We start from the raw sequence: 22,521 nt of genomic DNA, 5'->3' as shown, positions 1-22,521 counted from the left end.
CATGGCCGAAGCCCAGATCCTGACCCCCGTCGACGACGGGACCGCGAACCGCCTGCCCGCCCCCGTCCTCGGCGGCCGCCTCGCACCCTTCACGCAATTCATCCGCCAGCCCGCCGTCCAGCGCGCGCTGCCCGCGATCGCGATGACCTCGGCGATCGGCATCGCCGCGCTCGCCTATTTCACGATGCAGGCGGCGCCGCAGGCGCAGCTATTCGCCGGGCTCGACGACACCGACAAGGCGGCGGTCGCCGAGGCGCTGCAGTCGCAGGGCATCGCGCATAACATCGACGCCTCGACCGGCGCGCTGACCGTCGACGCCGACAAGCTCCACCAGGCGCGCATCGCGCTTGCAGGACAGGGCCTGCCCAAGGCGGCGCCGAGCGGCGACAGCCTGATCGCTTCGCTCCCCATGGGGTCGAGCCGCGCGATCGAGGGGGAGGCGCTGCGCTCGGCGCGCGAAGCCGATCTGTCGCGCACGATCGAGACGATCGACGCGGTCAAGAGCGCGCGCGTCCACGTCGCCGCCGCCGAACCCAGCCTCTTCGTCCGCGACGACAAGCCCGCCACCGCTTCGGTGATGCTGACGCTGCAGAACGGCCGTTCGCTGTCGGACGGTCAAGTGCAGGCGATCCGCTTCCTCGTCGCCTCTTCGGTTCCCGGCATGAACGCCGACCAAGTGTCGGTGATCGACCAGCGCGGCGCGCTGCTCTCCGACACCGCGAGCGGCAGCGACATGAAGGCTTTTCAGCTGCAATTGCAGGTCGAGGAACGCTTCCGCCGCGCGCTCGACACGCTGCTCGGCCCGATGCTCGGCGCCGGCAATTATACCGTCGAGGTCCACGCCGACGTCGACATGTCCGAAAGCCAGGCGACGCGCGAAAGCTTCCCCGAGAATGACCGTGCGCTGACCAGCGAACGGATCACCCGCTCGACCAGCGGCACGAGCGCCCCCGCCGTCGGCATTCCGGGCGCGCTGTCGAACCAGCCGCCGCAGGCGACGACGGTCACCGCCGACGGGCCGCAGCCCGCCGCGCCCGGCGCAGCGCCGGCGCCCGGTATCGAAAGCAACGAAAACGCCGCGCGCGCCTATGAGGTCGGCCGCGAGATTTCGGTCACGCACTCGCCGCAGGGCAGGCTGCGCCGCGTCTCGGTCGCCGTCGCGCTCAACCAGGGCAAGAAGGCGCTGACGCAGGCCGACCTGACCAAGATCGACAGCTTGGTGAAGGGCGCGATCGGCTATGACGCGGCGCGCGGCGACCTCGTCGCGATCAACCAGCGCCCGTTCGTCGTGGTCGAAGACACGGCGCCCGCCTTTTATGATCAAGGCTGGTTCCTGCCGCTGGTCAAGCAGGTCGGCGCGATCCTCGCCGCACTGCTCGCCTTCCTGTTCATCGGCCGCCCGATGATCCGCGCCGCCAAGGAACGCGCAGCCAGGCGCGCCGAACAGAATCAGGAGCTTGAAGCATCGCTGCTCGCCGCCACCGACCGCCCGGCACTCGCCAGCGGTCAGGGCGGCCGCGAGATCACGCTCGAGATGATCGAACAGGCGCCGAGCTATGAAGCGCGCGCCAACCTCGTCCGCGCCTTCGTCCGCCAGGATTCGGCGCGCGCCGCGCTCGTCGTCCGCCACCTGATGCAGGAGGGCGCCCGTGCCTGAGGTCGCCGAACTGGACAATATGCCCGCGCTGCCGGCGATCGAAGGATCGTCCGCCGCCGCGATCCTGCTGATGCTGCTCGACGAAAGCGAAGCCGCGACGATCCTGAAGCAGCTCGATCCCGACGAAGTGCGCCAGCTGGCGAAGGCGATGTTCGACACCGCCAATGCCAGCGAACAGCAGATCGGGCAGGCGCTCGACCGCTTCGTCACGCGCAGCCGCGACGTCAGCGCGCTCGCGATCGGCGCCGACACACGCATCCGCACCGTGATCAATGAGGCGGTCGGCAACGTCCGCGCCGACAATATTCTAGCTGCCGTCGCGCCGCAACGGAGCGCCGCGTCGCTCGAAATGCTGCGCTGGATGGACGTCGATGCGATCAGCGGCCTGCTCGCGAGCGAGCATCCGCAGGTCGGCGCGCTGATCCTTTCGGTGCTCGTCCCCGAGGTCGCCGCGCGCGCGATCGAGACGCTCGACGAAGTGCTGCAGGCCGATCTGGTGCTGCGTGCCGCGATGCTGACCTCGGTGCCCGCCGCGGCGATCGAGGATCTCGAATCGGTGCTCGCGAGCGCGAATGTCGACGGCCAGCGCGTCGCCAAGCAGGCGATCGGCGGCCCGAGCGACGTCGCCAAGATCATGAAGAAAATGCCGAAGCAGCTTTCGGAGCGCACGCTCCGTTCGCTCAAGAAGCACGACCGCATCCTCGCGCAGACGATCGAGGAAGAGATGTTCATCTTCGAAAATCTGCGCGACCTCGACAAGAAGAGCCTCAGCAGCGTGCTCCGCTCGGTCGATGCCGCCCAGCTCGCGATCGCGCTCAAGGGCGCCGACGAGGATATGGTCGACATGTGCCTTGCCACCATGTCGCAGCGCGCGGCCGAAACGATCCGCGACGAGATGGACGAGATGACGATGGTCAAGCGCGCCGACGTCGACGACGCGCAGAAGAGCGTGATGCAGATCGTGCGCCAGATGGCGGCGGCCGGCGAAATCATGATCGCGGGCGGAGGCGACGATTATGTCTGATCGCACCGCCGAAACGGGTTTCGCGCCCGTGCGCCTGGCCGATGCCATGGCGCGCGGCGGCGGCTTTCGCCCCCTGTCCTTCGCGTCCGCCCAGCAGGCCGCGCCGGAGGAGCCCGAAGGCCTCGACGAAATCGACCTCGACGACCCTTTCGCGCTCGGCCTTGCCGAAGGCCAGCGCCTGGCCGAAGCCGCCTTCGTCGCCGAACGCCACCAGCTGCTCGCGCTGCTCGCCGGCGCCGAGGCGCTGCAGGACGAACCGAGCGAAGAGCTGGCGCAGCTGATCGCCACGACGGTCGAACGCCTCGTCCGCCAGATCGTCGCTACCGCGCCGATCGATGCCGAATGGCTGCAGGCGCAGGTCGAGACCGCCGCAGCGATGATCGCCGACGCCGACAAGGCCCGCACCTTGTGGGTCCATCCCGACGACGCCGCCTTGCTCGCGGATTGCCCGCTTTCGATGGCGGTCGAGAGCGATACGGCGATGATGCGCGGCACCGTGCGCATCGAAACCTCGACCGGCTGGATCGAGCATGGCCGCGCGGTCTATCTTGAGGAATTGCGCGCGGCGCTCGGCGAAAGCGAAGCGGCATGACGCGCCGTCTCGCCCTGTCGGCACAGCAGTTGCTCGAGCCCGTCGACCTGGCGCACGCGAGCCCGCGCCGCATCGGCACGCTCGTCTCGCACGAAGGCATCATGCTCGAAGTGTCGGGTTTCCCGATGCCGCTCGGCAGCAATGTCCGCATCCGGTCGGCCGACAATGATTATGTCTATGGCGAGGTCGTCGGCTTTCGCGGTCACCGCAGCCTCGTCCTCCCCTTCGACTCGGGCAAACCGCTCGTCACCGGAGCGCCCGTCGAACCGCACGGCGCGTCGAGCATGGTTCCGGTCGGCAAGGCTTTGCTCGGCCGCATCATGGATGCGCAGGGCAACCCGCTCGACGGGCGCCCGGCGATCAAGTCGCAATTCCAGTGGCCGCTCGCCGGCCGCAAGGTCAATCCGCTGCGCCGCGGCCGCGTCACGCGCGCGCTCAACATGGGCGTGCGCGCGATCAACGGCCTGCTCACCGTCGGCGAAGGCCAGCGCGTCGCGATCATCGCGGGCTCGGGCGTCGGCAAGTCGGTGCTGATGGGCCAGATGATCGCCGGCACCGAATGCGACGTCATCGTCGTCGGGCTGATCGGCGAGCGCAGCCGCGAAGTCAGCGACTTCGTCGAAACCAAGCTGCCCCCCGAGGTGCGCAAGAAATCGGTCGTCGTCGCGGTGCCCGCCGACCATCCGCCCTTGCTTCGCCTGCGCGCCGCTATGCGCGCGACCGCGATCGCCGAAGCCTTTCGCGCCGAGGGCAAGAAGGTGCTGCTGCTGATCGACAGCCTGACCCGCGTCGCGCATGCGCAACGCGAGATCGGCCTGACCTTGGGCGAGCCGCCGACGATGAAAGGTTATCCGCCGTCGGTCTTCGCGCTCATCCCCTCGCTGTGCGAGCGCGCCGGCATCGACCGCGAAACGGGCGGCTCGGTCACCGCGCTCTATACCGTGCTCGCCGACGGCGGTGACATCGACGACCCCGTCGTCGACAGCGCGCGCGCGATCGTCGACGGCCATATCATCCTGTCGCGCCAGCTCGCCGAACAGGGCGTCTATCCCGCGATCGACGTCGCGCGCTCGCTGTCGCGCACGATGGTCGACTCGGTCGACCCCGAACATGCCGCCGCCGCCGCGCGCTTCCGCCAGCTCTGGTCGCTCTATGAAGAGAATCGCGATCTGATGCTGATGGGCGCTTATGTCGCCGGCGCCGATCCGGTGCTCGACACCGCGATCGCCCGCCACGCCGACCAGCTCGCCTATGTTTCGCAGCCTGCGAAAGCGCAGGTCGATTTCGACATTTCCCGCCAAGCCCTGATCGAAGGATATTCCGCATGAACGCCCGCACCGCACGCCGCAAACGCATTATCCGCGTGCGCTCCGTCGAACATCAGCTGGCCGAGGCCAATCTGGCGCGCGCCAATGGCGAGCTGGCGAATCTGGTCGAACTCGCCAAGCGGCTCGAAACGCTGCGCGTCGACCTCGCGATGGCGAAGGGCGCGGTCGCGGGCCGCGCGCTCAACACGATCGGCGAGCTCGCGATGCGGCTCGACATCGCGCAGGAAAGCCTGACCACGCCGCTGAGCAATGCGAGCCAACGCCGCGACCAGATGGGTGCGCTCGCGCAGAACGCGATGGTCCGGGAAGAATCGGCGGTGCGCCTCTATGAGCGCAGCCGCAAATCGGCCGAGGCCGAACAGGAACGCCGCGACGACGCGAACCGCCCGCACCGCCCGCGCACGGGCATGCGGCTGCGCCTGATCGAAGGCGGCGCGGCATGATGGGCGCGCCATCCCTTCCCACGCCGCAGGGCGCGATGCCCGCGGGCTTCGCGACCTTCCTTGCCAATATCGGCCAGCTTCCCGAGGGAGGCGGCGAAGGCGGCGGTTTCGACCAGCTGCTCGCCGCAGCGCCGGTTGCCGCCGCCCCGGCGACCAACGCCGCCGTGACGATCAAGGTCGATCCCGCGCTGACGGCCGCAGCCGCGGCCCCGCAAAGCAATACCCCGTCGCTCGAAGCGCCGGCCGGTGCAGACGTCCCGGCCGTCCCGGCCGAGCCGGCCAAAGCTACGCCCGCCGAAACCGACCCTGCCGCGCTGGCCGCGACCCTGCTGGTCGCGCTGAGCGGCAGCGTGCCAGGCACGGCGCCCACGCCCGGCAAGCCGGCACCGGTCGAAGCCGAAACCGACGCCGCTACCGATACGGCGGAACCGGGCGAAACCGTCCCCACAGCCATCCCTGGGACCAATTTAGCCGCGGTCGTGACCGCCGCCATTCCGGCCGCCGCGAAGCCCACCAAATCGGTCGAAGCACCTCAGGCCCGGACCGACAGCGAGGCGCCCGCAGCGCCGGTTGCCGCGCAGCCCCGCGACGCCAAGGTGCCGCTGCCGATCCTCACCGGCGCCGACGCGCCGATCGCAAAGCCCGTCGACGCCGCCCCGTCGATGACGATCCTCTTCGCCCAGCCCGCGGCGCAGGGCACGGCCATGGTGGCCGACGCCGCCGCGCCCGTCGTGCTCGCCGAACGCGTACTCGATATGGACAGCGACGGCGCGTGGATCGATCAGCTCGCGCGCGACATCGCTGCGACCAAATCGGACAGCGGCGACATCAGCTTTCGCCTGATGCCGCGCCACCTCGGCCGGCTCGACGTCGCGATGCGACAAGGCGACGAGGGTGTCGCGCTGAAGATGGACACGCATCATGAAGCGACCGCGACGATCGTGACAGCGGCGCAGGGCCGCCTCGTCGAAGAGCTCCGCCAGCAGGGCGTCCGCGTTGCCGGCGCCGAAGTGACCTGCACGCCGGGCGAGGCCGGCCGCCAGTCGCCGGGCCAAAACCAGGGCCAGGGCCGCGCCGCCGCACCTGACCCCGCCCACCTCATCGAAACCGCTACCGAACGCGCCGAGCCGCGCGACGAAGCGCGCGCCGCGGACCGCCGCGGCCGCTTCGCCTGATCAGAAAGGGTCCCATCATGGCCAAGGATAATGTCGTCGAAGGCGCCCCCAAGAAAAAGGGCAAGTTCAAGAAGCTGCTGCTGATCGGGGTCGCCGCGGTCGCGCTGATTGGCGCCGGCGCGGGCGCGGGCATCTATTTCGGCGCGCTGCAGGCGCATGAAGCGAAGCCCGAGGATAAATATCCGAAGCTCGTCGTGCGCAGCGAGGAAGACGCCGAACCCGCCGCCGAGGGCGACGACAAGGAAGCGCCGCCGAAGGTCGGCACGGTGTCGGTCCCGAACGACAAGTTCAAGGTCGATCCGCGCAAGTATGAGATCACCTATTATCCGATCACCGACAGCTTCACGACGAACCTCGCCGATGGATCGGGCTTTCTGCAAATCGGTATCAGCCTTTCGACCTTCTACGACGGCAAGGTTATCAATAATATCAAACGACAGGCGGTGCCGATCCGCTCGGTGGTGCTTATGGTGCTCGCCGAACAGGATCCGGCTCTGCTCTCCACATCGCAGGGGAAACAGCGGCTTCAACGCCAGTTGACCGCCGCGATCAACGATGTGCTGCGCGAGAAGGAAGGTTTCGGGGGTATCGACAATGTCTATTTCACGAGTCTGGTGATCCAGTGACCACCAGCACGAAATCGGTCAAAGCCGTGAAGGCGCCGGCCGCTCCGGCGCCGACAAGCGCGCCTGCGGACAGCAAGGAGTCGCTGCTGCTGCGCAAGGCGGAGGGCGGCTATGCCTTTCCCGCGCTCGAGGGCGTCGCGAACCAGTTCGCGCGCAGCTTGCGCGACCTCATCCGCGCGCTCGGCGCGCCGGCGATCCAGATCGAACGCGCCGGCGCCGAACAGATGAGCTTTGCCGAGTGGAGCGCGTCCGCGACACCCGCCATTTTCTGGCGCTATCACGCGCCGCCGCTCAAGGGGCCCGTGCTGCTCGCCGGATCGCGCGCGTTGCTGCTCCAGCTCGTCGACATTTTCTATGGCGGCCAGGGCAAGCTCGCCGCCGAACGCGAAGAGCTGACCGACGCCGAGGATCGCTTCGCCGCGCGCCTCGGCCGCGACATCGGGATGCAGCTCGCCGCCGCATGGCGCGGCAAGTTGGCGATCGAACCCGAACTCGACAGCGTCACCGCCGACCCGGCCAAGCTCGCCGCGGTGCGCGCCGACGACGAACTGTTCGTCCAGCGCTTCACGCTGCGCGGCGCGCCCTTCGACGGGCGGATGATCATGTGCGCTTACCCCGTCGCCGCGCTGCGCGGGATCGCGGGGGACGAGCTGCTTCCCGACATGCAGGCGCACGGCGGCGGCGATCCCGCCTGGTCGGGCGCGCTCGACAAGGCGCTGCGCGACGTGCGCATGCCCGTGCGTTCGGTGCTCGCGCGTCCCGAGATCAGCCTCGTCAAGCTGCTCGCGCTCGAGGTCGGCGACATCATTCCACTTTCCATGCCGCGTCATGTGCCGGTGACCGTCGCCGGGCGCAGCTTCGCGTTCGGCAGCATCGGCGAGGCCAATGGCAACGCCGCGATCATGATCGAACATATCGAAAAAGGACCCGACAATGACTGACATCGCCGAAGCCCCGAAGGCCGCGCGCGCCGACCGGCGCGACAAGAGCATCGCCGCCGCGCCCAATTTCGACCTGCTCGCCGGCGTCTCGCTGCGCGTGTCGGTCGAGGTCGGCTCGACCTCGATGACGCTGTCCGAACTGCTCGCCTTGGGTGAAGGCAGCGTGATCGAACTCGACCGCGCCGCGACCGACCTGCTCGACATCTATGCCAACGGCACGCTGATCGCGAAGGGCGAAATCGTCAGCGTCGACGGCCGCTATGGCATCCAGGTCGCCGAAGTCGTCGCGCCGGCGCGCGGGCTCGAAGGCTTCGAACGGAGAGCCTGATGTTCGAATATATCCTCCGCCTGCTCATCCTGCTGCCGATCGTCGGCGGCATGGCGTGGGGCAGCCTGTGGCTGTGGAAGCGCGTCCAGATGGGCGTGCCGCTCGTCGGCGGCGCGACCAAGGCGCGCGCGGTCGAAATGGTCGACGTGCTGCCGCTCGGTCCGGGATCGAAGCTCGCGGTCGTCGAATTCGCCGGGCAGCGGGTGCTGATCGCGGTGTCGCGCAACGGCATCACGCGGATCGCCGACGACAGCCAGGGGGATTTCCATGCCGACTGATCGCCGCTTCTGGCTGCGCGCCGCGGCGCTCGCCGGCGGCGCCGCGCTGCTCTGCGCCGCGCCCGCAGCCTACGCACAGGCGGCCGACGGCCTCAGCCGCGCGGTGAATGAAATCGGCGGCGACGGCCGGCCCTTGAGCCTGTCGCTCCAGATTCTCGTCCTGATGAGCCTCTTGACGGTGCTGCCGTCGCTGCTTCTGATGATGACGAGCTTCACGCGGATCATCATCGTGCTGTCGATCCTGCGCCACGCATTGGGCTTGCAACAAACGCCACCGAACCAGGTGCTCGTCGGCCTCAGCCTCTTTCTGTCGCTGTTCGTGATGGCGCCGGTGATCAGCGAAGTGAACCGCGTCGCGATCGAGCCTTATGGTCAGGAACAGATCGACATCGGCGAAGCGGTGTCGCGCTCGGGCGTCGCGCTGCACGGCTTCATGATGAAGCAGACGCGCAAGACCGACCTGATGATGTTCGCCAAGATCGCCAAGGCGCCGAGCTACGCGAGCCCGAAGGACGTCCCCTTCTCGATCCTGCTCCCCGCCTTCGTCACCAGCGAGCTCAAGACCGCGTTCCAGATCGGCTTCCTCATCTTCCTGCCCTTCCTCGTCATCGACCTGATCGTCGCATCGGCGCTGATGTCGCTGGGTATGATGATGCTGTCGCCGACGATCATATCGATGCCGTTCAAGCTGTTGCTCTTCGTCCTCGTCGACGGCTGGGCGCTGACGATGGGATCGCTCGCTTCTTCCTTCGTGGGTTAGGGTCGATACGATGGGGTTGATACATCTGGATCACGCCGTGGAGCAGGCTTCGGGGGAACGCGGCGCGGCGCGGCGCGGGAGCCCCTTCGGAACCGGCCGCTTTTGGCCCATTGTCACTTTGGTCCCCGAGCGGGACATATCGCATCGCGGCGCCTTGCCTGCCCTGCACCGGGACAAAATCGAACCGGTCAAGGCAGGCCAGTCGCCCGACAGCAGGCACTGAGGCCATGGAAGCCGACTATTTCATCGGAGTCGCGCAGCAGTCGCTGTGGATCCTCGCGCTCGCGTCGGCGCCGCTGCTGCTGCCGGTGCTCGTCATCGGCGTGCTGCTCGGCATGGTGCAGGCGGCGACCTCGATCAACGAACAGACCTTGACCTTCGTGCCCAAGCTGATCGTGGCCGCGATCTGTCTCGCGATCTTCGGCGGCAGCATCCTCGTGCTGCTCACCGACTTCACCCGCGAGCTGTTCGCGCAGATTCCGGCGCTCGTCCGCTAGGGCACGCGACACGCCGATGAACCCTGCCGACATCCCGAATATCGAGGCGATGCTCCAGCTGTGGATGCTGGGGATGATCCGCCCCGGTGCCGCGTTCATCGCCGCGCCGGTGTTCGGCGCGGCGAACGTGCCGGTGCAGCTCCGCCTCGTGATCGCGCTTGCGGTCGGGGTGCCCGCGGTCGCGGCGTCGGGCATGGCGCTGCCGCCCGAAGGCATCGTGTCGGTCCCGGGCTTTTTCTTCATCATCGGCGAGGTCGTGATCGGGCTCGCGATCGGCTTCGTGCTCCAGATGGGGCTCGCCGCCGCCTTGCTCGCGGGCGAAGTGATCAGCAATGCGATGGGCCTCGGCTTCGCGTCGATGGTCGATCCGCTGAGCGGCGCGTCGAGTTCGGCGATCGGGCAGTTTCTTTCGATGATGGCGACCGCGCTCTTCCTCGCCGCCGACGGCCATCTTCTGCTCATCGACATCATCGTGGGCAGCTATGACGCGCTGCCCCCCGGCAACGCTTTTCCCTCGTGGGACGCGATCGGCGGCCTCATCCGCTTCGGCAGCCTGATGTTCGCGGCGGGGCTGACGATCGCGATGCCGGTCGGCTTCGTGCTCATCCTCGTCCAGATCATCATGGGCGTGATTGGCCGCTCGGCGCCCGCGCTCAACCTGTTCGCGGTCGGCATCCCCGCGACCCTGCTCGCCGGGATCGTGCTGCTCGGCGTCGCGACGCCCGCGATGGCCGAGGCGATCGCGCGCTTCCTCTCCGAAGCGCTCGACGCCGCGCGCATGGTCGCGGGCGTCTGAGCCATGGCCGAAGGCAGCGACAAGGACCAGAAAACCGAACAGCCGACCGCGAAGAAGCTCGCCGATTCGGCGCGCGAGGGCGATGTGCTGATGTCGCGCGAACTCGCGACCGCGCTGATGATGCTCGCCGCCGCGGGCTGGATCGTCGCCGCGGGCGGCTGGTTCGTCCAGTCGGCGGGCGACCTCGTTCGCCGCGGGCTGACGCTGACCGCCGCCGACGTTTCCGATTTCGCGCCCGCCGAGGCGCTGATGCGCAACGGCGTCGAAATCCTGCTGCCGCTCGCGAGCCTGTTCGCGCTCGCGCTCGGCGCCGCGGTCGCGGGCCCCGCGATGCTCGGCTCGATGGGCTGGCGCGGCAAGGCGCTGCACTTCAAGGGCAACCGGATGAACCCGATGAGCGGGCTCAAGCGCATGTTCGGCATGCAGGGCGCGACCGAACTCGGCAAGGCGATCGCGAAAGTGCTGCTGCTCGGGACAATCGGCTATTGGCTGGTCGCCACCAGCCTGCCGGCGATCATGACGATGGCGTCGACCGACCTGATCGCCGCGATCGGCCTTGCCGGAAAGGCGATCGGTCACGCGATGCTGACGCTCGCCGGCGGGCTGGTCGTCATCGCGCTGATCGACGTGCCGGTGCAATGGTTCCAGCGCAACAAGCGGCTGATGATGAGCAAGCAGGAGATCAAGGAGGAGATGCGCCAGTCCGACGGCGCCCCCGAACTCAAGCAGGCGCAGCGCCAGCGCGCGCACGAGATTTTGAGCGGATCGGCGCGCAAGGCGGTGTCCGAGGCGACCGTCGTGCTGACCAATCCGACGCATTTCTCGGTCGCGCTGCGTTATCGTCCCGGGACCGACGCCGCGCCGGTCGTCGTCGCGCGCGGGCGCGGCGACGTTGCGCTGTCGATCCGCGAACTCGCGCGCGCCGCCAGCGTCCCGATGCTCGAATATCCGCAGCTCACCCGCGCCATCTATTTCACCGCGCGCGCCGGGCGCGTGATCCCCGAGGAATTGTTCGTCGCGGTCGCGACCGTGCTCGCCTTCGTCTTCCAGCTCGAGCGCGCGGTCGCCGACGGGCTCAGCCAGCCCGCCATCGACGTGCCGCCCTCGCACCGCTTCGATCCCGAAGGGCGGCGTCAGGCTTAATCTTTCGCGCGCGCCGCCGTTAAGCAGTGCGAAGGATATTTGCCATGGTCAGCTCAATCGCCAACAGCCTCGGTTTCGGCTCCGGCCTCGACGTCAAGCAGCTCGTCACCGACCTGTCGAACGCGTCGCGCGAGCCCAAGATCGCGCGCATGGCGGAACTGACCCAGACGAACCAGGCGCGGATCAGCGCGCTCGCGCAGGCGCGCGCCGATCTCGACGGATTTGCCGATTCGCTGAGCCAGATGGTCAATGACGGCACGCTGCGCAGCACGCCCACCGTGTCGGACGAAAGCGTGCTCGGCGCGACCAGCCGCGCGGGCCTCTCCGCCGACAGCTTTGCCGCTACGGTCGTCGTGAACCAGCTCGCGCGCGCACAGACGAATTATTCGGGTGTTGTCACCGACAAGACCGCCGCGATCGGCGCGGGCACGATGACGCTGACCGTCGGCGGCGTCGCCAAGACGATCACGATCGACGCGACGAACAACAGCCTCGACGGGCTTGCGAACGCAATCAACGCGAGCGGCGCGGGCGTCACCGCCTCGATCATCGCCGACGAAGGCGGGCACCGCCTGATCCTGAAAGGCCCGACCGGCGAAGCGGGCGCCTTCACCCTTACCGCCGATGCCGGCGCCGATCCGGGCCTCTCCGCCTTTGCCACTGGCGGCGGCATGACCGAGGGTCAAAGCGCCGCCAACGCCGAATTCACGATCGACGGCGTCGCCTTCAGCCGCGCGACCAACATCATCGACGACGTCGTGCCGGGCATGTCGCTGACGCTCAAAAAGGCGGCCCCGGGCCAGCCCGTCGACATCGGCGCGAGCCGCCCGCTCGACATGATCAAACAGACCGTCGGCGATTTCGTCGCGGTCTATAACCAACTCAAGAAGAGCCTTGTCGCCGCGTCGAGCCTGTCGGGTCCGACGACAGGCTTGCGCGAACTCGAACGCGAACTCGGCGGGCTCATCCACAAGGTGGTTTCGAGCCACGGCAGCGTCAACCAGCTGTCCGACATCGGCATTTCGGTAACTAAGGAAGGCCTGCTGTCGGTCGACAATAAAAAGCTCGACAAGGCGCTCGAAACCGACGCCGGCGCGGTCGAGGCGCTGTTCAACCCGCGCCGCGACGCCACCCACACCGAACAGAGCGACCCCGGCATCGCCTTTGCGCTCGACGCGATCCGCGACAAGGCGGTCGGTATCAATGGCGCGATCGATCGCGTGTCGAAATCGCTCGACACCAAAAAGGAAAATCTCGCCGACCAGCTCGAGAAGATCGAGGAACGCGAGGACGCGTACAAGAAGCGCCTCGAGAAGCAATATGGCGCGCTCGAAGCGAAGCTTGCGGCGTTCAAGGCGACGCAATCCTATCTCGAACAGCAGATCAAGCTCTGGTCGAATCAGGGCAATGACTAACTAGAGCGTGGGGACCAGGACCGTGACCGCTACCGCTTCGACCGTCCGGGCGACCGGGCTTTATCGCCGATTGCAGAACGAAAGCCGCGCCGCCGCGGCCGACCCCGTCGAGCTGGTGACGATGCTTTACGACGAGCTGGAAACCGCCGTGGGCGTCCTCGCGGCGATGGTGCGGCAGGGACAGCGCATTTCGGCGACCGAACCCGCGCACCGCGCGCGCGCGATCCTGATCGGCCTCGACGTCAATCTCGACCGCGACAAGGGCGGCGACGTCGCGACCGCGTTGTCGCGCGTCTACCGCAGCATGCGCCGCAAGCTCGACGACGCCGTGGCGGCGAACAACGCCGAGGCGCTCGCCGACCTGCTCGAGGGGATTTTGACGATCAGTTCGGCCTGGCGCCAACTGCGCTAATCCGCAAATCAGGGATGGCAAACGGCCCGCCCCTCGAAGGAGGAGCGGGCCGGTGCGGTATCCATTCAAAAAACCCGCTGGGTACCCGGCCGCCCTAGGTGGGGACGGGCGGCCGGGTGGTGCGGGAGCGGACCAGAGCCCCCTTTTTTCAGCGGGTGCTGAAACTTGTGTATGTCAGACCGTCAAGCGGCCTGCTGGTGAACGCCATATTTGCGCATCTTCTCGATCAGCGTGGTACGCTTCAGCGTCAGCAGGCGCGCGGCCTCCGAAATGATACCGTCGGCAAGGTCGAGCGCGACATGGATCTGCTCGAGTTCGATCGTTTCGATCTCGCGCTTGAGGTCGATCGGACGGCCCGGCGCCGGCGTCTTCGCCGTCGGTGCGGCTGAAGCGAAGGGCACTGCGGCGAAATCGTCCGCGCTGGCCTGCACCTCGGCGGGGCTGCTGGGGACAGCCAGCCGCGGCGCAAGCGCTGCGGTGGGGTTCAAAAGCATCGCGACATCGTCGGCGCCGAGCGTCTCGCCGCCATGAAGAACGCTGGCGCGTTCGACGAAATTCCTGAGTTCGCGGACATTGCCCGGCCAGGCGTGCTGCATGAGGAGCGCCATCGCGGCATCGTCATAGCGGCATTTGGCGTCGGCCGGCATCTGGCGCTGGAAGTGGCGGACGAGCGCCGGAATATCCTCGACGCGGCTGGCCAGGCTGGGGACCTGGAGCACAACCACGCCGAGCCGGAAGAACAGATCTTCGCGGAACTTGCCTTCGGCGATCGCAGCGCCGAGATCCTGATGGGTCGCCGAAATAACGCGAACGTCGACGGCCTTTACCTCGCTGCTGCCGACGCGGACGATCGTCCGGTCTTCGAGCACGCGGAGCAGTTTCACCTGCATGTCGAAGCGCATGTCGCCGATTTCGTCGAGGAAGAGCGTGCCGCCCTCGCTCGCTTCGAAATGGCCGATGCGGCGGGCATGGGCGCCGGTGAAGCTGCCCTTTTCATGCCCGAACAATTCGGATTCGATGAGTTCGCCGGGAATCGCGCCGCAGTTGATCGCCGAAAAGGCCTTGCCCGCACGGACGCCTTCGTCGTGGATCGCACGAGCGACCAGTTCCTTGCCCGATCCCGACGGTCCGCAGAGCATCACCGAAGCGTTCGAGCGCGCCACGCGGCGGATCATCTCGCGCAGCCGGCAGGTTGCCGGGCTCGACCCGATGATCAGCGCTTCGAGCGCTGCATTTTCATTGTGCCCCAGTGTCATTTTGGTCTCCACCGCACCGCCCGCTCGGTGCCCCCTTCGATGGACTCAGCAATTGACGAAACTGGTAAACAAAAGCTTATCGCCCGTTCACTAAGTCCTTCAAAATAAATGGATATTGCCAATATGGAAGTATTGGCGGCGCAAACGCGTTAACTATCTCCGATATACTGCCAAACTGGCACTAATTCCCGCCAGCCCCCCGCCATCCGAGCGTGATCGAGATGCGGCGATTGCGCGGATCGAATCGGTCGGAGGGGACATAGGGCTCGCGATCGGCGACCCCCTCGATTCGCGAAAAGCGCTCCGAAGCGATGCCGCGGAACTCGAGATAGTGGCGCGTGACCTCGGCGCGGTCGACCGACAGACGCCAATTGTTCGTGCCCGACTTCGCCGACCAGGGCGCGGCATCGGTGTGCCCGCGGACCATCACCCGGTTGGGCACTTCGGCGACCAGCGCCGCGACCTCGCCGAACAGCTTCGCGCCGGACGGAGTCAGCTGGCTGGTGCCGATCGCGAACATCGAGACATCGGCATCATCGACGATGTCGATGCGCAGCCCTTCCAGCGTTTCGGTGAACCGCAGGTTCCGCGCGAGGCGCTTGAGGTCGGCCCGGCTCTGGAGCCGCTGCTTCAGCGACTGGGCGAGCAGGTTGAACTTCTTCGATTCGGCTTCGCGCTCGCGCCCCGACGCCTCGCGCGGCCCGCCGACCGCGTCGCGCGGGATCGTCATCGCGCGCGTGCCCGTTTGCGCGGCGCCATGCGGATAGCGGTCGGCCGCCACCAGCGAATCGCCGCCGAACAGGCCGGTCGACCCCGCGCTGTCGGTTTTCGTCTGCACGATCGTCGGCGCGAAATAGTCGGCGAGCGCCTTGCGCTGCTTTTCGTTCGTCGCGCCGAGCAGCCACATCAAAAGAAAGAACGCCATCATCGCGGTGACGAAGTCGGCATAGGCGACTTTCCATGCGCCGCCGTGATGGCCGCCATGCGCTTCCTGGATCACCTTTTTGACGATGATCGGCCGCGGCGGGGTGTTCGGGCGGGCGGCCATCAGCGGCCCCGCATCCCGTCGAAGACTTCGGCGAAGCTCGGCTGGTTATGATGGTCGACGCCCGAGCGCGCCGCCTCGATCACCAGCGGCTGCGGATGGCCGTGGAGCGAGGCGATGATCAGCTGCTTCACCGTGTGATAGATGGCGCCATCGCTTTCGATCACGGTCTTGGCGCGCGTCGCGAACGGCCCGACCAGGCCATAGGCGAGCAGCACGCCGAGGAAGGTGCCGACGAGCGCCGAGCCGATCATTGCGCCGAGTATCGCCGGCGGTTGGTCGATCGAACCCATCGTCTTGACGACGCCGAGCACCGCCGCGACGATGCCGAGCGCTGGGAGCGCGTCGGCGAGGCTCTGCAAGCCTTCGGCGGGCTTCAGGCTATGATGATGATGGCTCTTCAGCGCATTGTCCATCACCTCCTCGACCGCATGGGGATCGAGCGTTCCCGACGACACCACCACCAGACGCAGCGTGTCGCAGATCAGGTGGACGAGCGTGTCGTCCTTCAAAAGCTTGGGATATTGCTGGAAGATCGTCGAGTTTTTCGGATCCTCGATGTGCGGCTCGACCGCGACCGGGCCTTCGGTGCGCATCATCTTCATCAGCGTCGAGACGAGCAGGATGCAATCGAGATAGTCCTGCTTCTTGTACTGCGGTCCCTTGAACACCTTGCCGAGCCCGCCGGCGAGCGCCTTCAGGTCGGCGCCCGAATTGCCGATGATCAGCGAGCCGAGCGCCGCGCCGCCGATGATCAGCATCTCGTGCGGCAGCGCGTGCATGACGGGGCCAAGATTGCCGCCGGTCAGCGCAAAGCCCCCGAAGACCAGCAGGATCAAGACGACGATGCCGACAACGGGAAACATGTGTGCGCAACTCCATTCGGGACCCGGCTGTCGAGGCCGGCCCCCGCAAACTCAGGGACGTCTTGATGATTAACGGCAGCGGCGCCGCAAGATTGAGGGCCGTCAGCTCAAAATATCGAACAAGGTCTGTCGGTTGATCTTGGCGAAGGCCGCCTGCGCGGCGCTGAGCGTCAGTTCCTGGGCGTTGAGTTCGGCGATAGCGACCGACAGATCTGTATCCTCGACCACCGAGCGTTCGTCCTTGAGCGTGATCCCGCGCGACGCGAGGCTATCACCGATGCGGTCGAGGCGGCCGCCCGACAGGCCGATCTTGGCATGTTCGTCGGCGACGTGGCTGATCGCGGTGTCGAGCGCGCCGAGCGATGCGTTCATTCCCGCCTTGTCGTTCGCCGCGACCGCCGTCGCGGCGTCGCGGATGCCCGTCGACAGGCTGTTGCCGCCGACGACGAATATATCGGCGGCCGAGGGCACCGGCGCAAAGGTGACGTCCGAATCGAAGCGCATCACGCGCGCGGCGCCGGCGGCGAACACCGGCTCGCCGTTCGAATCGCGGGTCGCCGCCAGCGCATCGAGCTCGTCGGCGATCGTCCCGAGTTCGGCGGCGATCGTGGCGCGGTCGCCGGGGTTCGCCGTATCGCTCGATGCCGCAAGCGTCAGTTCGCGCGCGCGCGACATCAGGTCGCTCACCGATTTCATCACCCCGTCGGCCTGCGACACGAGCGCCGAGGCCGCGTTGATGTTCGACGACCAGGCGGTCATGCTCGCCTGCGTCGTGCCGATCGTCGCGATCCGCCGCGCCGCGACGGGATCGTCGGACATGCGCAGCAATTTCTTGCCGCCCGAAATCTGGATCTGCGTCCGCTCGAGCTGTTCGGCGAGCTTTTGTTGGCGCGCGATTTCGCGCGTCATGCGATTGCCCACGGCGTTGATCATGATGGTGCCCCTTCCTTAGAGCGAGCTGAGCAATGTCTGCATCGTTTCGCGCGCGACCTGGATGGTGCGCGCGGCCGCCGAATAGGCTTGCTGGAAACGCAGCAATTCGGCCGCCTCGGTGTCGAGATCGACCTGGCTGACCCCGTCGCGCGCGGCGGCCGAAGCATCGGCGCGCGTCGCGGCGGCGGCATCCTGCGCGCGCGCCGACGCCACCGTCTGTGCCTGCGACGCCATATGGCCCGACCAGCGCGCCTCGGGATCGTCCGCCCCGCGCATCGTGCCGAACGCCAGCATATTGCCGTTGCTGCCCGACGCGTCGGCGGCGGCCACCTGATCGGGGGTCAGCGCCGTGGCGGTCAAGGTCGCGGCGCTCGTGCCGGTGAACAACGGCTGGCCCGGATTGCCGCCGGCATCGGTGCCCGCCTGGTGCGCGGCGTTGAGCTCGGCCGCGAAATCGCTCGCCATCGTGTCGAGCGCGGCGCGCTGGTCGGCGACATGGCCCGCCCCCTCGGCCAGCCCGGCGAGCGAGCCGGTCGAGATCGCGAGCGGCGAACCGCCGACGCTGTACGACAGACGCCCGTCGGCGGCGGCGGTCACCGAGATCGGGTTCACGACCCCGCCGCCGACGAGCAGCTCGCCCGATCCGGCAGCGCGCAGCGTCACCGCGCCATTATTATCAAAACTCGTGCTCACGCCCGCCTGCGACGACAATTTGTCGAGCAGCCGGTCGCGCTCGTCGAGCAGGCTCGCCTCGTTCGTCGACCCGGGGCGCGCCTTGCGCAGCCCGATGTTGATCTGTTCGAGCGCATCGAGGTTGGCGTTGAATGTGTCGACCTCGCTCGTGGCGGCGCCCTCGATCCCCTCGCCCATCTTGTCGAGTTCGTTCGCGGCGGTGCGGAAGCCCGAAGCGATATCGTCGACCGACTGCAGGAACTGGGCGCGCAGCGTCCGGTTCGACGGGTCGGAGGTCAGCTGGTCGGCGGTCGTGTAGAGGTTGGTGAGGCCGGTCTTGATGCCGTTCGTCTCGTCGCTGAGCGCCCCTTCGACCTTGCCCAGCCAGTCGAGTTTCGTCGCCGCGCGCTCGGCATCGCCCGAGGTGAGGCGCGAATCCTCGATCAGCCACGCGTCGACCGAACGGTCGAGACCGCGGATGTCGACGCCGCCCGGATTGGTGTTACCGCGATAGAAGATCGAATTGCCGCCGCCGACGGCTTCCATCATCTCGAGCCGGCGCCGTGCATAGCCGGGCGTCTGGGCGTTGGCGATATTGTCGCCGATCGTCGAGAGCGCGCGCGAATAGGCCTTGAGCCCGCTGTAGCCGATGCCGAGCAGGTCGCTCATTGCACGCCTCCGCCAAAGCGGCCGGCGGGCATGCCGCCGAGCTGACCGCGGAACTGCCGCTCGACCATGTCGGCGATGCCGAACTGACGCATCGCGGCGAGGCTGTCGGCGGTGCGCGCGTCGGCCATTTCGCGGAAATTGTCGGTCGCGCTCGACCCGAAGATGTCGTCGGCGAGCTTTGCCTGCCGCATCGACGCCATCAGCTGGCGCAGGATCACGGCTTCGAACGCCTCGGCCGCCTTGCGCAGCCCGCCGTCGCCGCCGCCCGCAGCTGCGGGGGTGGGCGTCGCCGAAACGGAAGAAATGGGGCTCGTCATATGATCACCAGTTCCGCAGTGAGCGCGCCGGCCTGGCTCAGCGCCTCGAGGATGGCGACGAGGTCGCCGGGAGGAACGCCCAGCCGGTTGATCGAATCGACCAGATCGGAGAGCGAGGCATTGGGGTTCATCAGGAAGGCCGGGCGATAATCTTCGGTGACTTCGATCTCGCTCGACGGCTCGATCGCGGTCTGCCCCCGACTGAACGGCGCGGGCTGGACGACCATCGGCGCTTCCTTGATCGACACGGTGAGCTTGCCGTGGCTGACCGCGGCGGTGCCGACGCGGACCGCGCCGTTGATCACCACCGTGCCGGTGCGCGCGTTGACGATCACCTTCGCCGGCGGCTCGGCACGCGTCACGCCGAGATTCTCGATCTGCGACATCAGCCGCATACGATCGTCGCCGTTTCCGCTAGCGCGGATCGCGATGCTCGCGCCGTCGATCATCGATGCGGTGCCCGGGATCGCCGCGTTGATCGCGTCGGTGACGCGCTTGGCGTTGGTCGCGTCGAACTGGTGGAGGTTGAAGGTCAGGTAGCTCGCGGATGCGAAGCCGGTGTCGACCGCGCGTTCGACCGTGGCGCCGCCCGCGATGCGTCCGCTCGACGGCACATTGACCGTCAGCTTCGACCCGTCGGCGGCATCGACGCCGAGCCCGCCGATCACCAGATTGCCCTGCACCATCGCGTAAATCTGTCCGTCGGCGCCATAGAGCGGCGCGAGCACGAGCGTGCCGCCGCGCAGGCTTTTCGCCTTGCCGATCGCCGATACGGTGACGTCAAGACGCTGGCCGGGCTTGGCGAAGGGCGGCAGTTCGGCGGTGATCATCACCGCCGCGGCATTCTTGAGCGCCGGGTTCACTCCGGGCGGCAGCGTCAGGCCGAAACGCGACACCGCGCCCCGCATGCCCAGCGTCGAATAATCGAGGCTGTCGTCGCCGGTGCCCGCGAGCCCGACGACCAGGCCATAGCCCGTCAGCTGGTTCGCGCGCAGTCCCTGGAACTGGCCCATGTCCTTGATGCGCTCGGCGTGCGCGGGCGCCGCGAAGGCGAGGCCCGCGAGCAGCAGCGCGAAAAGGGTGAACAGGGTCGGACGCTGGATCACTTCAAATTCCTCTTAGAAGGGGCTGATCATCGAGAAGAAGCGCTGCAGCCAGCCTTGGCGGCTCGCGCGGGCGATCTCGCCCTTGCCGACGTAGCGGATGTGCGCATTGGCGACGCGCGTCGACAGGATGCGGTTGTCGGGGCTGATGTCGATCGCGCGCACGATCCCCGAAATCTGGACGCGCTCGTCGCCGCGGTTGAGGGTCAGGAATTTCTCGCCCTTCACCAGCATCGTGCCGTTGGGATAGACGGCGGCGACGGTCACGCTGACCTCGCCCGACAGCGCGTTCGACTGCGACGCTTCGCCCTTGCCCTTGAACTGCTGGCCGCCGCCCATGCCGATGTCGCTGGGGTTGAACAGCGAGAGCGGGCCGGTGGTCGGCGGGCTCAGGCCGATATCGCCGTCGCGCTGCGTTCCCGCGGCGTTGCTTTTGGTCGCGGCGGTGCGCTCGACGAGCTGGATCGTGATGATGTCGCCGACGGCGCCCGCGCGCCCGCCCGACGTCAGCGGCACATAGGCGCCCTGAAAGATCGAGCCGTTCGCCGGCGGCGGAGGCGGCGGCAGCGGCATCGACGCCGAAAAGGCGTCGAGCGGCAGCTTGTCCTTCGCCTGCGCCGCAATGGGCACAAACGCCAGAGCAAGCATCGCCAGCCCGGGTATCGCCAGCTTAGAGAGTCTGCGACGCATTTTTCATCATCTCGTCGGTCGCGGAGATCATCTTCGAATTGACCTCATAGGCGCGCTGCGTCTCGATCATGTCGACGAGTTCCTCGACGACATTGACGTTCGATCCCTCGAGCATCCCGCCGCGAAGCGAGCCGCGGCCTTCCTCGCCCGCACCGCCGACCAGCGGCGCGCCCGAGGCCTGCGTTTCGACGAGCATGTTGCCGCCGATCGCCTGCAGCCCCGCCGGGTTGGCGAAGCGCGCGATTTCGATCCGGCCGAGTTCGAGCGCGGTGCCGTCGGCGGCGGTCGCCGAAACGGTGCCGTCGAGCCCGATCGTCACATTGCTCGCATCTTCGGGAAGCTGGATCGCGGGGGTCAGCGGCTTGCCGTCCGAGGTCACGATCGTGCCGTCGGGGGCGCGGCCGAAATTGCCCGCGCGGGTATAGCCGATCCGCCCGTCGGGCATTTCGACCTGGAAATAGCCGGCGCCGTCGATCGCGACGTCGAGCCCGTTGCCCGTCGTCTGGAACGCGCCCTGCGTATCGATGCGCGCGGTGCCGTTCAAAGCGACCCCGGTGCCGAGGTTGAGCCCCGTCGCATAGCGGTTTTCCGCCGTCGAAGGCGCGCCGGCCTGCGTCATCAATTGATAGCTCAGCGTCTCGAAGCTCGCGCGGTCGCGCTTGAAGCCCGTCGTGTTGACGTTGGCGAGGTTGTTGGCGATCACCTGCATCCGGAAGCCCTGGGCATCCAGACCGGTCCGCGCGACGTGCAAGGCACCGATACTCATTTCATATTCTCCTTAACGGGGGAGCTGCATCAGATTGGCCGTCGCGCTGTCCATGTCGCGCACGTCGCTGATCATCTTCAATTGGGTGTCCCAGCTGCGGCTCGCCTCGATCATTTCGACGAGCGCGCTGGTGGCGGTGACGTTCGATCCTTCGATCGAACGGGTGAGCAGCCGCGCTTCGGGATCGTCGGGCAATATGCCGCCGCCCTTCACGCGGAACAGGCCGTCGAGCCCCTTGGCGATCTCCGACCCCGCCGGGGTCGCGAGCCGCAGCCGGTCGACTTCCTGCGGATTTTCGGGGTCGCCGCCCTGCGGCACGACCCACACGCGGCCTTCCTGGTCGATGCTGATCGCGTCGGCGGGCGGGATCGTCACCGGCCCCTGGCCGCCTTGGACGGGGTGGCCGTCGCCGGTGGTCAGCAGCCCGCTCGGCGAGATCTGCAAATCGCCGCGCCGCGTATAGGCCTCTTCGCCGTTCTCGGCCTGCACGACGAGCAGCGCGTCGCCCTGCATCGCGATATCGAGGTCGCGGCCCGTCTGGGTGACGGTGCCGGCGCGCATGTCGGCGCCGAGCACTTCCTCGGACGCCATGGCACGCGCGTCGAGTCCGCTGCCGTCGAGCCACAGCGACTGCGCATTGGCGATGTCGGCGCGGAAGCCCGGCGTCTGCGCGTTCGCCAGATTGTTGGCGATCGCCGTCTGCCGGGACATGCTGCCCCGCATCGCGGTGAGGCTGGTATAGATGAGGCGGTCCATCTGGATACTCCCGGCAGGCGGCGGTCAGCGTGG

General features: G+C 67.6%; 26 protein-coding genes. 16 read left to right on the top strand and 10 right to left on the bottom strand.

The features are described 5' to 3' along the window. The first annotated feature begins 1 nt into the window (after window position 1). The 16 genes from fliF (at window position 2) to fliS (ending at window position 13,415) form a co-directional block, all read left to right on the top strand. Window positions 2-1,657 (top strand): flagellar basal-body MS-ring/collar protein FliF, encoded by a 1,656-nt coding sequence (gene fliF, locus VFG17_RS00485; RefSeq protein WP_325027515.1) that lies wholly within the window; start codon window positions 2-4, stop codon window positions 1,655-1,657. Then, entirely contained in the window at window positions 1,650-2,681 is a 1,032-nt protein-coding gene (gene fliG, locus VFG17_RS00480; RefSeq protein WP_325027514.1) for a flagellar motor switch protein FliG, read from the top strand. Before fliF ends, fliG begins: the two co-directional genes overlap by 8 nt. After that, on the top strand, window positions 2,674-3,273 hold the full coding sequence (locus VFG17_RS00475) for a FliH/SctL family protein (protein ID WP_325027513.1): 600 nt from the start codon (window positions 2,674-2,676) through the stop codon (window positions 3,271-3,273). The genes fliG and VFG17_RS00475 overlap by 8 nt, the downstream gene beginning before the upstream one ends. Further along, a complete protein-coding gene (locus tag VFG17_RS00470) occupies window positions 3,270-4,601 on the top strand; it encodes a FliI/YscN family ATPase (RefSeq protein ID WP_325027512.1) in 1,332 nt (443 codons plus the stop codon). Before VFG17_RS00475 ends, VFG17_RS00470 begins: the two co-directional genes overlap by 4 nt. Then, window positions 4,598-5,044: a hypothetical protein gene (locus VFG17_RS00465; protein WP_325027511.1), complete on the top strand. Its 447-nt coding sequence runs from the start codon at window positions 4,598-4,600 to the stop codon at window positions 5,042-5,044. Before VFG17_RS00470 ends, VFG17_RS00465 begins: the two co-directional genes overlap by 4 nt. Then, window positions 5,041-6,219, top strand: a complete 1,179-nt coding sequence (locus tag VFG17_RS00460; RefSeq protein WP_325027510.1) for a flagellar hook-length control protein FliK — start codon at window positions 5,041-5,043, stop codon at window positions 6,217-6,219. The genes VFG17_RS00465 and VFG17_RS00460 overlap by 4 nt, the downstream gene beginning before the upstream one ends. A gap of 17 nt (window positions 6,220-6,236) precedes the next feature. Beyond that, window positions 6,237-6,845: a flagellar basal body-associated FliL family protein gene (locus tag VFG17_RS00455; protein ID WP_325027509.1), complete on the top strand. Its 609-nt coding sequence runs from the start codon at window positions 6,237-6,239 to the stop codon at window positions 6,843-6,845. Beyond that, the gene (locus VFG17_RS00450; RefSeq protein ID WP_325027508.1) at window positions 6,842-7,786 is read left to right on the top strand and encodes a flagellar motor switch protein FliM; all 945 of its coding nucleotides are present in this window, start codon (window positions 6,842-6,844) and stop codon (window positions 7,784-7,786) included. The genes VFG17_RS00455 and VFG17_RS00450 overlap by 4 nt, the downstream gene beginning before the upstream one ends. Next, window positions 7,779-8,114 (top strand): flagellar motor switch protein FliN, encoded by a 336-nt coding sequence (gene fliN / locus VFG17_RS00445; protein WP_295321626.1) that lies wholly within the window; start codon window positions 7,779-7,781, stop codon window positions 8,112-8,114. Before VFG17_RS00450 ends, fliN begins: the two co-directional genes overlap by 8 nt. Next, entirely contained in the window at window positions 8,114-8,392 is a 279-nt protein-coding gene (locus VFG17_RS00440; RefSeq protein WP_325027507.1) for a flagellar biosynthetic protein FliO, read from the top strand. Before fliN ends, VFG17_RS00440 begins: the two co-directional genes overlap by 1 nt. Next, window positions 8,382-9,152, top strand: a complete 771-nt coding sequence (gene fliP, locus VFG17_RS00435; RefSeq protein ID WP_325027506.1) for a flagellar type III secretion system pore protein FliP — start codon at window positions 8,382-8,384, stop codon at window positions 9,150-9,152. Before VFG17_RS00440 ends, fliP begins: the two co-directional genes overlap by 11 nt. A 227-nt stretch (window positions 9,153-9,379) precedes the next feature. After that, on the top strand, window positions 9,380-9,649 hold the full coding sequence (locus tag VFG17_RS00430; protein ID WP_037557392.1) for a flagellar biosynthetic protein FliQ: 270 nt from the start codon (window positions 9,380-9,382) through the stop codon (window positions 9,647-9,649). Window positions 9,650-9,665: 16 nt separating this feature from the next. Beyond that, entirely contained in the window at window positions 9,666-10,445 is a 780-nt protein-coding gene (gene fliR, locus VFG17_RS00425) for a flagellar biosynthetic protein FliR (protein ID WP_325027505.1), read from the top strand. A 3-nt stretch (window positions 10,446-10,448) separates the two neighbouring features. Continuing rightward, window positions 10,449-11,588, top strand: coding sequence for a flagellar type III secretion system protein FlhB (locus tag VFG17_RS00420; protein WP_325027504.1), 1,140 nt, complete (start codon window positions 10,449-10,451; stop codon window positions 11,586-11,588). A gap of 44 nt (window positions 11,589-11,632) precedes the next feature. Next, window positions 11,633-13,003: a flagellar filament capping protein FliD gene (gene fliD, locus VFG17_RS00415; protein WP_325027503.1), complete on the top strand. Its 1,371-nt coding sequence runs from the start codon at window positions 11,633-11,635 to the stop codon at window positions 13,001-13,003. Between the two features lie 22 nt (window positions 13,004-13,025). After that, window positions 13,026-13,415 (top strand): flagellar protein FliS, encoded by a 390-nt coding sequence (gene fliS, locus VFG17_RS00410; RefSeq protein WP_325027502.1) that lies wholly within the window; start codon window positions 13,026-13,028, stop codon window positions 13,413-13,415. A 182-nt stretch (window positions 13,416-13,597) separates the two neighbouring features. Here the strand turns inward: fliS and VFG17_RS00405 are convergent, their stop codons facing one another. From VFG17_RS00405 to flgF, 10 genes are all read right to left on the bottom strand, one after another. Beyond that, window positions 13,598-14,671, bottom strand: coding sequence for a sigma-54 dependent transcriptional regulator (locus VFG17_RS00405; RefSeq protein WP_325027501.1), 1,074 nt, complete (start codon window positions 14,669-14,671; stop codon window positions 13,598-13,600). Between the two features lie 181 nt (window positions 14,672-14,852). Then, window positions 14,853-15,719, bottom strand: a complete 867-nt coding sequence (locus VFG17_RS00400) for a flagellar motor protein MotB (protein ID WP_325027500.1) — start codon at window positions 15,717-15,719, stop codon at window positions 14,853-14,855. After that, window positions 15,719-16,582, bottom strand: coding sequence for a flagellar motor stator protein MotA (gene motA, locus VFG17_RS00395; protein WP_037557399.1), 864 nt, complete (start codon window positions 16,580-16,582; stop codon window positions 15,719-15,721). Before motA ends, VFG17_RS00400 begins: the two co-directional genes overlap by 1 nt. Before the next feature lie 102 nt (window positions 16,583-16,684). Beyond that, entirely contained in the window at window positions 16,685-17,515 is an 831-nt protein-coding gene (locus VFG17_RS00390; RefSeq protein WP_325027499.1) for a flagellin, read from the bottom strand. A 15-nt stretch (window positions 17,516-17,530) separates the two neighbouring features. Then, complete coding sequence (flgK, locus tag VFG17_RS00385) at window positions 17,531-18,856, bottom strand: flagellar hook-associated protein FlgK (protein ID WP_325027498.1); 1,326 nt, start codon at window positions 18,854-18,856, stop codon at window positions 17,531-17,533. Next, on the bottom strand, window positions 18,853-19,173 hold the full coding sequence (locus VFG17_RS00380; protein ID WP_325027497.1) for a rod-binding protein: 321 nt from the start codon (window positions 19,171-19,173) through the stop codon (window positions 18,853-18,855). The genes flgK and VFG17_RS00380 overlap by 4 nt, the downstream gene beginning before the upstream one ends. Next, window positions 19,170-20,276, bottom strand: coding sequence for a flagellar basal body P-ring protein FlgI (locus tag VFG17_RS00375; RefSeq protein WP_414712914.1), 1,107 nt, complete (start codon window positions 20,274-20,276; stop codon window positions 19,170-19,172). Before VFG17_RS00375 ends, VFG17_RS00380 begins: the two co-directional genes overlap by 4 nt. Before the next feature lie 15 nt (window positions 20,277-20,291). Further along, window positions 20,292-20,966 carry a flagellar basal body L-ring protein FlgH gene (locus VFG17_RS00370; RefSeq protein WP_325027495.1) on the bottom strand — a complete coding sequence of 225 codons (675 nt, stop codon included), beginning with the start codon at window positions 20,964-20,966 and terminating at the stop codon, window positions 20,292-20,294. Beyond that, window positions 20,947-21,732, bottom strand: coding sequence for a flagellar basal-body rod protein FlgG (gene flgG / locus VFG17_RS00365; RefSeq protein WP_037557404.1), 786 nt, complete (start codon window positions 21,730-21,732; stop codon window positions 20,947-20,949). The genes VFG17_RS00370 and flgG overlap by 20 nt, the downstream gene beginning before the upstream one ends. Window positions 21,733-21,744: 12 nt before the next feature. Continuing rightward, on the bottom strand, window positions 21,745-22,488 hold the full coding sequence (gene flgF / locus VFG17_RS00360; protein ID WP_325027494.1) for a flagellar basal-body rod protein FlgF: 744 nt from the start codon (window positions 22,486-22,488) through the stop codon (window positions 21,745-21,747). Between the last annotated feature and the right edge of the window lie 33 nt (window positions 22,489-22,521).

Origin of the sequence: Sphingopyxis sp. (assembly GCF_035686825.1) — a bacterium.
In the GTDB taxonomy this organism is placed as follows: Bacteria; Pseudomonadota; Alphaproteobacteria; order Sphingomonadales; family Sphingomonadaceae; genus Sphingopyxis.
This window is presented reverse-complemented; position numbering and strand designations above follow the sequence as displayed.

Coding starts and splice junctions, on each gene's coding strand:
- fliF (WP_325027515.1), top strand. CDS start 2: ATGGCCGAAGCCCAGATCCTGACCCCCGTCGACGACGGGACCGCGAAC.
- VFG17_RS00475 (WP_325027513.1), top strand. CDS start 2,674: ATGTCTGATCGCACCGCCGAAACGGGTTTCGCGCCCGTGCGCCTGGCC.
- VFG17_RS00470 (WP_325027512.1), top strand. CDS start 3,270: ATGACGCGCCGTCTCGCCCTGTCGGCACAGCAGTTGCTCGAGCCCGTC.
- VFG17_RS00465 (WP_325027511.1), top strand. CDS start 4,598: ATGAACGCCCGCACCGCACGCCGCAAACGCATTATCCGCGTGCGCTCC.
- VFG17_RS00460 (WP_325027510.1), top strand. CDS start 5,041: ATGATGGGCGCGCCATCCCTTCCCACGCCGCAGGGCGCGATGCCCGCG.
- VFG17_RS00455 (WP_325027509.1), top strand. CDS start 6,237: ATGGCCAAGGATAATGTCGTCGAAGGCGCCCCCAAGAAAAAGGGCAAG.
- fliN (WP_295321626.1), top strand. CDS start 7,779: ATGACTGACATCGCCGAAGCCCCGAAGGCCGCGCGCGCCGACCGGCGC.
- VFG17_RS00440 (WP_325027507.1), top strand. CDS start 8,114: ATGTTCGAATATATCCTCCGCCTGCTCATCCTGCTGCCGATCGTCGGC.
- fliP (WP_325027506.1), top strand. CDS start 8,382: ATGCCGACTGATCGCCGCTTCTGGCTGCGCGCCGCGGCGCTCGCCGGC.
- VFG17_RS00430 (WP_037557392.1), top strand. CDS start 9,380: ATGGAAGCCGACTATTTCATCGGAGTCGCGCAGCAGTCGCTGTGGATC.
- fliR (WP_325027505.1), top strand. CDS start 9,666: ATGAACCCTGCCGACATCCCGAATATCGAGGCGATGCTCCAGCTGTGG.
- VFG17_RS00420 (WP_325027504.1), top strand. CDS start 10,449: ATGGCCGAAGGCAGCGACAAGGACCAGAAAACCGAACAGCCGACCGCG.
- fliD (WP_325027503.1), top strand. CDS start 11,633: ATGGTCAGCTCAATCGCCAACAGCCTCGGTTTCGGCTCCGGCCTCGAC.
- VFG17_RS00405 (WP_325027501.1), bottom strand. CDS start 14,671: ATGACACTGGGGCACAATGAAAATGCAGCGCTCGAAGCGCTGATCATC.
- VFG17_RS00400 (WP_325027500.1), bottom strand. CDS start 15,719: ATGGCCGCCCGCCCGAACACCCCGCCGCGGCCGATCATCGTCAAAAAG.
- motA (WP_037557399.1), bottom strand. CDS start 16,582: ATGTTTCCCGTTGTCGGCATCGTCGTCTTGATCCTGCTGGTCTTCGGG.
- VFG17_RS00390 (WP_325027499.1), bottom strand. CDS start 17,515: ATGATCAACGCCGTGGGCAATCGCATGACGCGCGAAATCGCGCGCCAA.
- flgK (WP_325027498.1), bottom strand. CDS start 18,856: ATGAGCGACCTGCTCGGCATCGGCTACAGCGGGCTCAAGGCCTATTCG.
- VFG17_RS00380 (WP_325027497.1), bottom strand. CDS start 19,173: ATGACGAGCCCCATTTCTTCCGTTTCGGCGACGCCCACCCCCGCAGCT.
- VFG17_RS00370 (WP_325027495.1), bottom strand. CDS start 20,966: ATGCGTCGCAGACTCTCTAAGCTGGCGATACCCGGGCTGGCGATGCTT.
- flgG (WP_037557404.1), bottom strand. CDS start 21,732: ATGAGTATCGGTGCCTTGCACGTCGCGCGGACCGGTCTGGATGCCCAG.
- flgF (WP_325027494.1), bottom strand. CDS start 22,488: ATGGACCGCCTCATCTATACCAGCCTCACCGCGATGCGGGGCAGCATG.